Annotated in this window: 9 protein-coding genes; all 9 read left to right on the forward strand. The window is 44.3% G+C overall.

Going from position 1 to position 14,897, the window contains the following annotated elements; genetic code table 11:
* Positions 1-169: 169 nt before the first annotated feature.
* Positions 170-3,379, forward strand: a complete 3,210-nt coding sequence (locus DIU38_RS19605; RefSeq protein WP_243770698.1) for a SusC/RagA family TonB-linked outer membrane protein — start codon at positions 170-172, stop codon at positions 3,377-3,379.
* Positions 3,380-3,402: 23 nt separating this feature from the next.
* The gene (locus DIU38_RS19610) at positions 3,403-5,298 is read left to right on the forward strand and encodes a RagB/SusD family nutrient uptake outer membrane protein (protein ID WP_112652199.1); all 1,896 of its coding nucleotides are present in this window, start codon (positions 3,403-3,405) and stop codon (positions 5,296-5,298) included.
* 19 nt (positions 5,299-5,317) lie between these two features.
* Positions 5,318-6,028 (forward strand): DUF3823 domain-containing protein, encoded by a 711-nt coding sequence (locus tag DIU38_RS19615; protein ID WP_112652200.1) that lies wholly within the window; start codon positions 5,318-5,320, stop codon positions 6,026-6,028.
* An 89-nt stretch (positions 6,029-6,117) separates the two neighbouring features.
* Positions 6,118-7,959, forward strand: a complete 1,842-nt coding sequence (locus DIU38_RS19620; RefSeq protein WP_112652201.1) for a glycoside hydrolase family 2 protein — start codon at positions 6,118-6,120, stop codon at positions 7,957-7,959.
* A gap of 12 nt (positions 7,960-7,971) precedes the next feature.
* Positions 7,972-10,044, forward strand: coding sequence for a beta-L-arabinofuranosidase domain-containing protein (locus DIU38_RS19625; protein ID WP_208057767.1), 2,073 nt, complete (start codon positions 7,972-7,974; stop codon positions 10,042-10,044).
* A 14-nt stretch (positions 10,045-10,058) separates the two neighbouring features.
* Positions 10,059-11,084 (forward strand): family 43 glycosylhydrolase, encoded by a 1,026-nt coding sequence (locus tag DIU38_RS19630; RefSeq protein WP_112652207.1) that lies wholly within the window; start codon positions 10,059-10,061, stop codon positions 11,082-11,084.
* Positions 11,085-11,117: 33 nt separating this feature from the next.
* Positions 11,118-12,257 carry a sialidase family protein gene (locus DIU38_RS19635; RefSeq protein WP_112652203.1) on the forward strand — a complete coding sequence of 380 codons (1,140 nt, stop codon included), beginning with the start codon at positions 11,118-11,120 and terminating at the stop codon, positions 12,255-12,257.
* A gap of 314 nt (positions 12,258-12,571) precedes the next feature.
* Complete coding sequence (locus DIU38_RS19640) at positions 12,572-13,642, forward strand: cellulase family glycosylhydrolase (RefSeq protein WP_208057763.1); 1,071 nt, start codon at positions 12,572-12,574, stop codon at positions 13,640-13,642.
* A gap of 198 nt (positions 13,643-13,840) precedes the next feature.
* Positions 13,841-14,851: a glycoside hydrolase family 43 protein gene (locus tag DIU38_RS19645; protein WP_112652204.1), complete on the forward strand. Its 1,011-nt coding sequence runs from the start codon at positions 13,841-13,843 to the stop codon at positions 14,849-14,851.
* The last annotated feature ends 46 nt before the right edge of the window (positions 14,852-14,897 follow it).

Consider the following 14,897-nt stretch of genomic DNA (forward strand, 5'->3'; position numbering starts at 1 on the left):
CCAATCTGTTGCAGCGTTTCCCCTCTCCCGAAAATTGATACTTTTTGACTAAGTATTGATATGATTTGGTTAAGCGCCGGGCCCAAAATCCTTTTTCTTTACAACATAATTTTAGATATGTCAATTGTACATTTTTAAAATCAAAACTTAACCAATTAATAGATCATTTATGAGAAAATTTTTACTACTCAGGCATGGGGGGAACCCTCATGTGCAGTGGCCGCCCAGTAAATGGAGCCCCAAAGTAATGCTAATCGCTTTTTTCATCATGACCGGTTTCCTTTTTTCATTTAGTGCATCCGCACAAAATAAAATTAAGGTTACAGGTAACGTGACAGACACCACCGGCCTGGCCCTGACAGGCGTAGCGGTAAGGGTGCAAGGCACGCAGGGTGGAACAACGACAGATGCGCAGGGTAACTTTTCAATCAATGTACCTAATGCAAACAGTACATTAACGTTTACTTACATCGGGTTCGTCAAACAGGAGATTGCCCTGCAAGGCAGAACAACATTGAAAGTTCGGCTTCGCGAAACAAATTCTTCCTTACAGGAAGTTGTTGTTACCGGTTACGGATCGCAGAAAAAAGCCTCTATTACTGGCGCTATCTCCAGTGTAACCAGTAAGGACATTGATCGTGTGCACGCGGGTTCAACCGTTAGTACCACGCTTGCCGGTAAAATTCCGGGTGTAACCTTCAGGCAGTCAGAAGGCAGGCCGGGTGCCAGCGCCGCCATCCAGATCCGTAATATGGGGGCGCCTTTATTTGTAATTGATGGTATCCAGCAGGACGAGGGTCAATTTAACAACCTTGCCCCTAACGACGTAGAAAGCATCGCGGTACTAAAAGACGCATCTGCTGCGATTTACGGTGTACGTGCGGCAAACGGTGTTGTTGTGGTAACAACCAAAAAAGGTTCGGGCGAATCAAGGATCAACATCGATGCCTATACCGGTTACCAAAATTTTTATCGTTTCCCTAACGTATTGACCAATTCGTATGATTACATGCGTTATTTAGCTGATGCACAGGTTAACAGCAACGGTTCAACTACTATTACCCAGGCCGATCTTGACAAATATAAAGCCGGTACCGAAAAAGGTTACCAAAGCTTTAACTGGCGCGATTATGTTTTGAAAGCCAATAATAATGCTCCTCAAAACTCAGCCAATATTAACTTTACCGGTGGTACCGATAAATTAAACTACTATGTATCGGCAACTAACCTGCATCAAAACTCTCAGTTAGGTAAAGAATACCTTTTTAATCGTTCAAATATTCAATCTAACATATCGCTGAAAGTAGCCAACGGTTTAAAGGTTAGCATGGACGTTAACGGTCGTATCGAAACCCGCGAAAATCCTGGCGTACCGGGAGGTGATGATTACTTCCTTGCCCGCTTTGCCGTTTTAAGAAATACGCCGCTTGAGCGCCCTTATGCCAATGATAACCCGGCTTACTTGAATGATATCGGTCACACCGAGTCAAACTATGCTTTCCTTAACAAAAAGCTATCGGGTTTATATCACAGTGATTGGCGCGTTTTACAAACCAATTTTGGTGCGGAATACCAGGTGCCTGGTGTTAAAGGCTTATTGGTAAAAGGTTTGTACTCATATTATATTGCTGATTATTTGTTAAATAACCAGGAATATACTTATAACGCGTATACTTACCGCCCTGCAACTGATACTTATGATGTAACCGGTGGTAGTACCAACCCTTGGCGCGAACGTGAACAGAAAAAAGAATTTGCTAAAACTTACCAATGGCAAATTAACTACAACAATACTTTTGGTAAACACACCATAGGTGCTACGTTTGTTTCTGAACGTATTGAGCTACAGCACCTGCGTAACTGGATCCACGCTTCACCGGTATCAAACAACCTGCCGCTTATTTACTTCCCAACCGCGGATCAGTACCAGGACAGCGACAACAAAGAAGCCCGTACAGGTTATATCGGCCGAATTGATTATAACTACGATAACAAATATTATCTGCAATTATCTGGCAGAAGGGATGCTTCGTACCTGTTTGCTCCTGATAAACGTGTAGGTTACTTCCCAGGTGGATCTATCGGTTGGCGTATTACCCAGGAAGGTTTCATGAAGAAGCTTCTTGGTGAAAACAGCTTCCTGAACGATTTGAAAATCCGTGCATCGTATGGTGTATTGGGTGATGACCGCGATCCTAATAACGCTAATAACCCGATCGTAACCCCTTATGCTTACCTGCCGGGTTACAATTATAACGCAGGTACCGCTATTATTGACGGTAATGCTATCGTTACTTCAACTGATAAAGGTTTAGTAACAACCAATATTTCATGGTCAAAAAGTAAAATGACCGATGTGGGTATGGACTTCACCATGCTTAACAACAGGTTGAGTGGTGTTGTTGATTATTTCTACCGTAAACGTACTGGCTTGGCTGGCCCACCATCTAAATTGGTGTTGCCGCTGGAAGTAGGTTATACATTACCTGCAGAAAACTCAAGCAGTGATTCACAATCAGGTGGTGAGTTTTCGTTGAACTGGAACGACAGGATTGGAAAAGTAAGCTATAACATCGGTGGCAACATTTCTTACTCCCGTCAGAAATCAATATTCAGGAACGAATATTTTGGTAACTCTTTAGAACAATATTTTGGTTCGGCAATAAACCGTTACGCCAATATTGATTGGGGTTATACAGTTGTTGGTCAGTTCTCATCTATCGAGCAGATTAACAATTACAAAATCAATAACGATGGCCAGGGTAACAGGACAATGCTTCCCGGCGATTTAATGTACAAAGACTGGAACGGTGATGGTAAAATTGATGGATATGATACGCGTCCTATTGGTTATGGTTACGGTAAACAGCCAAATATCAACTTTGGTTTAACATTGGGTGCTGCATATCATGGCTTTGATTTCCACGCAGATTTTTCAGGCGGTGCAGGTTATACCTGGTTCCAGAACTGGGAAACAAGGTGGGCATTCCAAAACAACGGTAACTTAAATACCATATTTGAAGACAGGTACCACCGTACAGATCCATTTGATATAAACAGTGCATGGGTACCAGGTAAATATCCTGCCAACAGGGTTAACCCGGGTACAACCAACAGCGATTATGACCGTAACTCAACTTTCTGGTTGCACAGTGTAAGATACCTGAGGGTACGTACACTGGAGTTAGGCTACTCATTGCCTACCCAACTGCTGGCTAAAGTGAAGATCAAGAGAGCGCGATTTTATGTTAACGCCTACAATATGTTCTCGTTTGATAACCTGAAACAGTTTGGCGTTGACCCTGAAACAACGGATGATAACGGGTTACAATTCCCACAGAGCAAGGTGCTCAACTTTGGTGTTAATTTAACCTTTTAATTGATTCCTCAAGTTTAAACCAAATGAAAAAAACAACCATTATATCAACATTTGCACTCCTGTTAGTTACAGGTGCCTGCAAAAAAGACAGTGCCTTTTTGGATGTACCGCCCAAGCAGGTGGTAACTTCAGATGTCGCATTCTCCGACCCTAACCTTGTACTTTCCATTCTTGCTGACCTATATAACCGCGTTTATGATTTCTCTGGCCTGGATAACGGCTGGGCATCATTTGCTGATTTCAGCGAGTCGTTCCCTTCAGAAAATGGTAGCTATTATATAGTACAGCGTACAGGCTGGGATTTTGGCTCATGGGGTACATGGGATTATAAATATGTTCGTGATCTGAACTTATTTATTGAGCGCGCTACTGCCGCTACCAAGTTAACGGATGCGCAGAAAAACCAGTTTATTGCCGAAGGCCGTTTTTTACGCGCTCAATATTACTTTGAGCTGGTAAAAAGAATGGGCGGTGTTCCATTGATCACCAAATCGCTTAACTACGATTTCTCTGGCAACGTTGAAGCTTTACAGATCCCACGTGCAAAAGAGTCGGAAGTTTATGACTTTATCATCAGCGAGGCAGAAGCAATAAAAGGTTTATTACCGGTTAACGTTTCTGAAAAATCAAGGGCTACCCCTGCTGCTGTATTGGCTATGGAATCAAGGGCTGCTTTATATGCTGCTTCAATAGCTAAGTATGGTGCCACAACACCTCAGGTTTCATTGCCTGGTGGAGAAGTAGGTATCCCGGCCAGCGCTGCTACTGGTTATTACACTAAAGCTCTTGCTGCTGCTAAAGAGATCATATCAGGCACAGCAGGTAATTATTCGCTTTACAAACAATTACCTGATTTAAGCGATAACTTTGCCAACTTGTTCCTTGATAAAAGCAGCTCGGAGTCCATCTGGGTTGAGGATTTCAAGGCCAACGGTGGTAAAACACACGGCTTCACCACTAACGATCAGCCTTTCTCAATTTCAGACGAAGGTTTGGACGCAGGCAGGTTAAACCCATCATTAAACCTGGTTGAAGCATTTGAAAAGCTTGACAATACTTATGCCCCAATGGCAACTAAAGACGGATCAGGTAACCCTATTTACTATACCGACCAGTTAGATATGTTTGCCGGCCGCGATGCAAGGCTTGCCGGTACTGTATTATTGCCTAATGGATTGTTTAAAGGTAAACGCACCGAGGTATATGCAGGTTATCAATTAGGCAACGGTACTGTGATTTCAAGCAGCGATGCTACTATTACACAGGATGTTCCAGGCTTAGGTAAAGTACAGGTAGTAGGTAAAGATGGCCCGGTTAACGGCGCAGAATTCCGTACTCAAACCGGTTTTTATATCCGCAAATACCTTGATCCAACTGTAGGTTCTGGTCGCCGCGGCCGTGGTAGTGATGTTAACTTTATCCGTTACCGCTACGCCGAAGTATTGCTGAACGCTGCCGAAGCAGATGCCGAATTAGGTAATTATGCAGAAGCTTCAAGCTACATTAACCAGGTACGTTTAAGGGCCGGCCTTACTACTCCATTGGTGCTAAGCGCAGCTAATTATTTTGACCGCATTGTTCATGAGCGCCGTGTTGAACTTGCTTTTGAAGGCCATACTTTATTTGATATGAAACGCTGGAGAATTGCCGATGCCGTTTGGGATGGTAACTCAATGTCAGTTACCGATCTGGTGGCTAATATTGGCAAAGCAACTAAACGTAACACGCAGCCGTTCGGTTTGTGGCCATATAAATATTACAATCCGGGTAATGTTAACAACGGAAAGTGGATATTTAAAGAAACAAAACCTTCGCCGGTTACAGGTTCAAACAGGTTCCTGTTGGGTAACTACTATTCACGCATTGGTGATGATGTGATAGCAGCAAACCCAAAAATTGTTAAACAACCAAATCAATAAGAGTTAAAGAAAAGTGTTTATGAAAATCAAGTTTCATTATATTTTAATAGGGCTTTTTCTTGCTGCCTCGGGCTGTAAGAAAGACAATTACGATGCGCCCACATCAAGACTGAGCGGCAGGTTGGTTTACAAAGGCGAAGCTATAAACGTTGAGTATAACGCTGTCCCTTACCAAATATATCAACCAGGTTTTGCAACAAAATCGGCCATACAGGGAACCTTTGATCCCGATGGTAACTATGCGCAGTTATTGTTTGATGGTACCTACAAATTCACTATCCCTGCAAACCAGGGCCCCTTTATGTGGAAAGAGTTACCGGCCGGCACCCGCGATAGTTTAACCGTAAACCTAAAAGGCAGCCAAACAGTTGATATTGAGGTAACCCCTTATTACCTGGTGCAAAATGCCAAGTTTACAGCAACCGGCAGAAAAGTAACTGCTACTTTTGATATACAGAAAATAATCACTGATGCTAATGCAAAAAACATCGATCGTGTTTATTTATATGTTAACAAAACACAGTTTGTGTCAGGTGGTTACCGTATAGGTGATGGCGATCCGCCATCAATTGCAGGTTCTGCCATTACAAGTATGAGCAACCTGAGTTTGAGCTTTGACGTGCCTACTATAACTCCTACTCAGAATTATGTATTTGCACGTATAGGTTTAAAAATTGCCGGTGTTGAAGATCTTGTTTTCTCACCAGTATCAAAAATAACCATACAATAAATTACCGGCCCCTGCCGTTGCGGTGGGGGCCATTTTTATATCCCTGCATAATTTAAATTAACATAATATCCTTACACACCATTTAACTGATGAAGAAACTATCGCTTTGCCTGTCTCTTTTTATTACTACTTATCTATCTGCCAATGCACAGCAAGGCGAATGGCATTTGATAAAAGACAGGATCACAACCCCCTGGGCCGAAAAGGTTGACCCTAAGGCGCCGCTACCCGAATATCCGCGCCCGCAATTGGTACGCGGCAACTGGCAAAACCTCAATGGTTTATGGAACTATGCCATAGTGCCTAAAGCAACCACAGGGCCTGCCAAATATGAAGGAAAAATATTGGTTCCTTTCGCGGTTGAATCTGCCCTGTCGGGAGTGGGTAAAACGGTGGGCAAGGATAGCATGTTGTGGTATAAAACAACCATCAGCTTAAACAAAACATTAAAAGGTAAAGACGTACTGCTGCATTTTGGTGCGGTTGACTGGCGTACCGAAGTATTTGTAAACGGTAAAAGTGCCGGTATCCATGAAGGCGGCTTTGATCCTTTTACATTTAATATTACCCCTTTCTTAAAAGGCGGTTCAAAGCAAGAAATTACCGTAAGCGTATGGGACCCAACAGACGATGGTCCGCAGCCGCGTGGTAAACAAGTTAAAAAGCCCGAAGGGATCTGGTACACTCCTGTTACCGGTATCTGGCAAACTGTTTGGTTGGAAGGTGTAGCTAAAACACACATTGAAGCCACCAAACAAACCCCTAACATTGACGATCACACACTATCGGTATCTGCCGAAGTTTCAAATAGCCAGCCGGGCGATAAACTGAAGATCAGCGCCTGGAACGGCAAAACCCTTGTATCCGAAAAAACAATTGACGCCAGCGAAACTGCCGTGCTGGATATTAAAGACCAGCACTTATGGTCAACTACCGATCCGTTTTTGTATGACCTGAAAGTTGCCCTTATCCGCAACAACAAAGCGGTTGACGAAATAGGCAGCTACTTTGCTATGCGTAAAATTTCGCTTGGTGCCGATGCTAATGGTATCCAGCGTATGTTGCTGAACAACAAATTTGTATTTCAATATGGCCCGCTTGATCAGGGTTGGTGGCCTGATGGTTTATACACCCCGCCGACATATGAGGCCATGAGCTTTGACATTGATAAGCTTAAGGAAATGGGCTTTAACATGATCCGTAAGCACATTAAAGTTGAACCTGCACGTTACTATGCTTACTGCGATAAAACAGGTATGCTGCTTTGGCAGGATATGCCGAGCGGCGATTTAGGTAACCATTGGGAAAATCGCCCGGGTGTGCTTGACGGCGCTACCGATCAGCAGCGTACTCCCGAATCTGAAGGCTACTACCGTAAAGAGTGGAATGCAATCATGAACTCATTATACAACTACCCATGCATTGTGGTATGGACTCCGTTTAACGAAGCATGGGGCCAGTTTAAAACCGTGGAGATCACCGAATGGACGATGAAAAAAGACCCATCACGTTTGGTGAACAGTGCCAGCGGTGGCAACTTCTATGATACCGGTAACATTGTCGATTTGCATAACTATCCGCACCCTGCTATGCCGCGTCCCGAGATTTTCGGTAAAACCAAAGCCGTGGTACTTGGCGAGTTTGGTGGTTTGGGCTGGCCGGTTGACGGCCATACCTGGCAGGCTAACAAAAACTGGGGGTATCAAAACTTCAAAAACGGCGACGACCTGTTTAAAAGATATTCAACCTTTACCGACAGGTTACAGGAGTTGATTAAGGTTGGTCTTTCGGCAGCAGTATATACACAAACAACAGATGTGGAGGGCGAAGTGAACGGCTTCATGACTTATGACCGTAAGGTTATTAAAATGCCTGTTGAATTGTTACAAAAAGCCAATAGCAAATTGTATGATCCTGCCCTGGTGAAATAATATCTTTACGTAATGACTATAAAAAACAGTATAAAATTAATACGGAGGGAAGTTTGTCTTTCTGTGGCGATGATCTGTGCGGGCTTTGCAACTGTGGATGCGCAGGGTGTGAAAGCAACTACGGTTGCAACGGTTGATAACAAAGGCGCAAATGCTTTTTATGTAAATAATCGTGCCCCTTTGCAAAGACAATATTTTACCAAATTGCCTACAGGTAGTATTGAAGCAGGCGGCTGGCTCAAAAAAATGATGGAGTTGCAGCGCGACGGCTTAACCGGTAACCTTGGCGAGATCAGCGTATGGCTTTCAAAAACAAATAATGCCTGGCTTAATAAAGAGGGCAAAGGCGAATATGGCTGGGAGGAGCTGCCTTATTGGCTAAAAGGTTATGCCGATATAGCTTACACGCTGAAGGATAAAAAGATGATTGCCGAAACCAAATTTTGGATTGATGCAGTATTGAATAATCAGCGTGACAACGGTGATTTTGGTCCGGCGGTTGAACATAACGGCAACCGTGACCTTTGGACTAATATGCCGATGCTTTGGTGCCTGCAATCATATTACGAATACACCAAAGATCCCCGCGTAATCCCTTTCATGACCAAGTATTTTAAGTATGAGTTAGCTACACCGGATAACAAGTTTTTGGAGGACTACTGGGAAAACAGTCGCGGCGGTGACAATATGCTGAGTGTTTACTGGTTGTACAACCGTACCGGCGATAAGTTTTTGCTTGACTTAGCTACCAAACTTGACAAAAATACAGCCGACTGGCGCCAGGCTAATAACCTGCCCAACTGGCATAATGTTAACGTAGCGCAATGTTTCCGCGAGCCGGCAACTTATTATCTGCAAAGCCACGATAAAAAAGATCTGGATGCTACCTACAATGATTTTAAACTGATCCGTGATATTTACGGCCAGGTTCCGGGCGGTATGTTCGGTGCCGATGAAAATGCCCGTAAAGGTTATGATGATCCGCGTCAGGCAGTAGAAACCTGTGGTTTGGTAGAGCAAATGACATCCGACCAGATGTTATTGGGCAATACCGGCGACCGTTTCTGGGCAGAGAATTGCGAGGACGTAGCTTTCAATACCTTCCCGGCTGCCTTTATGCCCGATTATCGTGCTTTACGTTATCTAACTGCACCTAACATGGTGGTGAGTGATGGTAAAAACCACCATCCGGGCATTGCCAATGAAGGTCCGTTTTTAATGATGAATCCTTTTGGTAGCCGCTGTTGCCAGCATAACCATGCCGCAGGCTGGGTATATTATGCCGAAAACAGCTGGATGGCTACTCCTGATAATGGCGTTGCTGCCTTGCTTTATACCGAAGGTAAGGTGAACGCAAAAGTTGGTAATGGCACTGCGGTAAGCATCGCAGAAACAAGCCACTATCCTTTCCAGGATCAGATCAACTTTACGGTTACTACACCTAAAGCAGTTGATTTTCCGCTTTACCTGCGCATACCTGAATGGTGCAAAGGCGCATCGGTAAAAGTTAATGGCGTAGCTGTAGATGTAAATACCTCAACAGGCGATTATATCCGCTTAACTAAAAACTGGAAAAATGGCGATAAAGTAACGCTTCAGTTGCCAATGCAGCTTAAGGTGAAGGAATGGGCTAAAAACAAAAATAGCGTAAGTGTTAGCTATGGCCCGCTTACCTATTCTTTGAAAATAGAAGAGCAATATACCAAAGGAGATAACCTGAAAGATGCTCAGGGCGATTCGCACTGGCAGCAGGGCGCCGATCCTCAAAAATGGCCTTCTTACAATATCTACGCTGCATCGCCATGGAACTATGGTTTGCTGATAGATGAGCAACACCCTGAAAAATCAATAGAGGTTATTCACCGCGCATGGCCAAAGGATAATAACCCTTTTTCCAACGCTAATGCGCCTATTGAATTAAAAGCTAAGGGAAAACAGCTACCCGGTTGGAAAATTGATGAAACGGGCTTATGCGGTGTATTGCCGCAAAGTCCGGTGAAAACAGCAGAACCTGCTAAAGAGCTTACGCTGGTGCCTATGGGAGGCGCAAGGTTAAGGATTTCGGCTTTCCCGGTTGCTGAATAATGAAAAGCATATCAATGATAAAAGGAATAATATGCGGCTTAATGATGATGGCTGGTTTTACTGCCGTAGCACAGGATGCTGTGGTTAAAAACCAGCCGCCGTCGCCGCTTTATCGTGATCCGATTTACGATGGCGCTGCCGACCCGGTATTAGTTTATAACAAGGGCGAAAAGGAATGGACAATGCTGTATACCCAACGCCGGGCCAATGTACAATCGCCGGGAGTGGCATTTTGTTATGGTACTGCCATCGGTGTTGCCACTTCTAAGGATCATGGGCATAGCTGGGTTTACAGAGGAGCGTTAAACCTGGAGCATGAGCGAGGTCAAAACACTTTTTGGGCACCCGATGTGGTTTTTGATAAAGGCGTATACCACATGTTTGTAGTATATATCCCCGGAGTGTACAGCCAGTGGGGTGGCGATTCGCACCTGGTACATTACACCAGTAAAAACCTATGGGACTGGAAATATGAGGGGCCACTGAACTTGCCTGATCATAACATCATAGACCCAACACTCATGAAACTGCCAGATGGCAAATGGCATATGTGGTACAAGGATCAAAAGTTGGGCAGCATCACCATGACTGCCGAAAGTAATGATCTGGTGAACTGGAAAGCAGACGATAAACCTGCTATTGAAGGACGCGCACATGAAGGTCCAAAGATCTTTAGGTTTAAAGATTACTACTGGATGATAACCGACGAGTGGCAAGGTCAACGTGTCTACAGATCAAAAGATGCCAAAACCTGGGAGCATCAGGGTTTGGTGCTGGATAAGCCTGGTCATCGGCCGGAAGATACACCAACAGGAGCTCACGCCGATGTGGTAGTAAGTGAAGGCCATGCTTATATCATTTACTTTACCCACCCCGGTCGTAAAAAGCATTTTGAAGATGGTGGGCTTGATGCCGATGGTGCTTACAGCTATACAACCAAGCGCACATCCATCCATGCTGCCGAATTGGAGTTTAACGGCGAAACATTGATTTGCGACAGGGATAAGCCATTTGGTTTTTGGTTGGCCGATGTCAAATAACTATCAACAAAAATATAGAAAATATAATTGGTTATGCGGCAGATATTCATTTGGTTAATGGGTGTGTTTGCCCCGGTGATGGTTCTGGGGCAACACTATGCCGTTAATAATAAAACCATTGCCTGGGATCAAGCCACCTTAAAACAGGTGGGGAGCAAAAACGGCAATTACGCCCGCATGATCCAGTTAAGTAATGGCAACCTGTTTTGTGTTTATGAAAGCGCCGGAGGTATTGAATGTATTACAAGCAATGATCTTGGTAAAAGCTGGAATCAACCTGTTGTAATTGCAAAACCGGTGCTTGGCGTAAATATGGCGGTGCCCGAGATACTGGAGTTGAAAGATCATTCATTACTGGCATCATACAACCCTCGCCCACATAAAGTAAACGGTGCTTGGGATACAACCAAACACTTTGCCATCTGCACAAAAAAGAGCTACGATAAAGGCAAAACCTGGACGGATGAACGCCTGATTTATCAGGCTCGTTATAATTTTGATGATGGCTGCTGGGAGCCATCGCAGATTCAATTGCCATCGGGCGAGATCCAGTTGTTCTTTTCAAACGAGGGTGTCTACACCAAATCAAACGAGCAAAATATTTCCATATTCCGGTCGAAGGATAACGGCTTAAGCTGGACAAAACAACCTCAAATTGTATCTTTCAGGCCGGGCCATAGAGATGGTATGCCGGTACCCGTCATCCTGAAAGGAAAAAATGAAATTGCTTTTTCGATAGAGGATAATGCCGGTGCAACTTTTAAACCGTCTATCATCCGCAACAGCATCGGCCAAAATTGGAAAAAAACGGTTGGCCCCAATGATACCGAACGCACATACGCACTCTCACCCAAATTGCAGGATACAGTTTACGCCGGAGCGCCTTATTTAAGGCAACTGTTCAGCGGCGAAACAGTACTATCCTATCAAAGTACGCAAAACCGAAATCATAATTGGGAACAGGCTTGTATGCAGGTAGCTTTAGGGAATAGCGACGCTGAAAATTTTATGAGTGTACCAGCACCGTTCAATATTCCGGTTGATAAACACGGGCTTTGGAACTCGTTATGTGTGCTTAATGATGACACCATCATTGCACTTACATCAACCAATGCCTTTGGGAAAGGGACGGAGATATGGATGATAAAGGGAAGAGTGATAAAGAATAAATAAGCAAATCTTAGCCGCCGGTCGGCTCCAGCCGAGTGGCAGTTATTAAGCGGCCTCTGGCCGCCGAATTTGGAGCAGCAGGCCAGAGGCCTTGGGATAATTGCCACTCGGCTGGAGCCGAGCGGCGGCGTGTGTAATAAAAAGGTAAAAGGCAAGGGAATGTGCGATTCCCCTCTTGAGAGGGGCGGAGGGGTGTGTTTAACAAAGCGACGAATAAACGCTGAAGAAACACACCTCTGCCATCACACTATCCTATGCGCCCCCTCTCAAGAGGGGAATTAAAAAATAGGAAGAATTAAACTATTAAACACTTATAGATGCAAACAAAACTAAAAGTATTGGCGCTTGCTTTGGCAATGCCATTGGGGATGAGGGTAATGGCGCAGCAAAAAGCGCCGGCACAGGTATGGTCGCAGGAGAAGGCAAAAACATGGTATGCACAGCAGCAATGGTTGGTTGGTGCCGATTTTATTCCAAGTACGGCCATTAACCAGTTGGAAATGTGGCAGGCTGATACCTTCGATCCAAAAACGATAGATAGGGAATTAGGCTATGCACAGGGCATCGGCATGAATGTGATGCGCGTATTCCTGCACCATTTAGCCTGGAAACAGGATCCGGAAGGTTTCAAAAAACGCATGGACGAATACCTGGCTATTTCAAGTAAACACGGCGTAAAAACCATGTTTGTATTTTTTGATGACTGCTGGAATAAAGTACCTAAAATAGGTAAACAACCAGAGCCAAAACCGGGTATTCACAATTCGGGATGGATGCAAGATCCGGGACAGCCTGCATCTGATAACGCAGCCAACTCTCCTGTGCTTGAAAAATATGTAAAGGATGTATTGAAGCGCTTCGCTAATGATAAACGCATTTTGCTTTGGGACCTGTACAACGAACCGGGCAACTCGGATAAAGGGAACAAAACCTTACCGTTACTTAAAAGTGTGTTTAAATGGGCAAGACAGGTAAATCCAAGCCAACCAATTAGCGCCGGTGTTTGGCGTTGGGACCTGGAGGATTTGAACAAGTTTCAGATAGCTAATTCGGATGTTGTAACCTATCATGATTATACGCCTGAAGGAGATCACCTAAAAACAGTGCAATTTTTGAAAATGAACGGTCGCCCTTTAATTTGTACCGAATACATGGCCCGTCCGCGCAATAGTCTGTTTGGCACGGTATTGCCAATGCTTAAAAAAGAAAACGTGGGCGCTATAAACTGGGGTTTTGTAAGCGGCAAAACCAACACCATTTACGCCTGGGATACCCCAATGCCTGATGGCAAAGAACCTAAATTGTGGTTCCATGATATTTTCCGTAAGGATGGTACTGCCTACATCCCTGAAGAAACAAACCTAATCAAGAAATTGACCGAAAGATAGTTTCAGATGTGCGGATATGCAGCTGATTTCCGAATGCTGAGACCACCGTTTTAAATAGAGACGCGTCCATTCCTGTTCATCTCCCGCGTTAACTTATCACACAAATCTGCTTATCACGTGAAATGCGGGTTTATTACAGACTTACGAAGTTTTAAAAACTTCGTAAGTCTTGTTCCGAGTTATAAACCAATTACACCTATGAAGAAGTTTTTTAATTATCTGATGCTGGGCCTGTTCGGCACTATAACCGCCTGCCGCAGCCATGCACAGCAAATTGAGCCAACTAAGCAGCCAGCGCCCTATAGTGGGCTTATCCATGTTGTGCTTGACAGGGATTTCCCCGATCCTACAGTGATCAGTCACAATGGCAAGTATTATGCCTACGCAACCCAATCGCCGGGTGGTGATGGAAAGATGATCAATATCCAGGTGGCCTGGTCAACCGATCATGAACACTGGACATATGCGGGTGACGCTTTGCCTCAAAAACCTTCATGGGCTTCTAATACCCAAAACTTTTGGGCACCGGATGTTTTCTTCGATGCCAAACTCAACAAATTCGTCATGTTCTTTTCTGCCGATCCAAATGAATTAACCGGCAAATGGATGGGGATAGCCTATGCTGATAACCCGCTTGGGCCTTTTATCGATAGAGGCACACCATTTATGAAAGGCCCAAGTTTTCACTGTATAGATCCTAAAGCTTTTGTTGATCCTAAAACCGGGAAGCATTTTCTTTACTGGGGATCGGACTTTCAGCCGTTGCGGGTACAGGAAATGAAAGATGACTGGTCGGACTTTAAAGATGGTTCACAGCCAACAGTTGCTGTAGAACCGGGCAAGGATAAAAGCTACAGCAACCTGATTGAAGGCTCATGGCTCGATTATGATAACGGCACTTATTACCTGTATTACTCGGGTGATAACTGTTGTGGAGTGGGTGCCAATTATGCGGTAATGATAGCGAAGGCCGATAATCCGCTTGGCCCGTTTTTAAGGTTGGGTGAAAGTGATAAAACCCTCAATAGCGCTATATTGGTTAAAGATGCTGTTTACACGGCTCCTGGTCATAATTCTATTTTTACCGACGAAGAGGGAAACAAGTTTATAGCTTATCACGCTATCGAAATAGTCCGCAAGGAAAAAGGGAGGGTAATGTGTATCAGCCCTATCAAATATCAAAACGGCTGGCCGGTGGTAACTAAATAACGTGAGTTCGGGATAACGAAAAGAAGATTATGGAAAAGATTTAGAT

The organism is Mucilaginibacter metallidurans (assembly GCF_003286435.2).
GTDB classification, from domain to species: Bacteria; Bacteroidota; Bacteroidia; order Sphingobacteriales; family Sphingobacteriaceae; genus Mucilaginibacter; species Mucilaginibacter gossypii.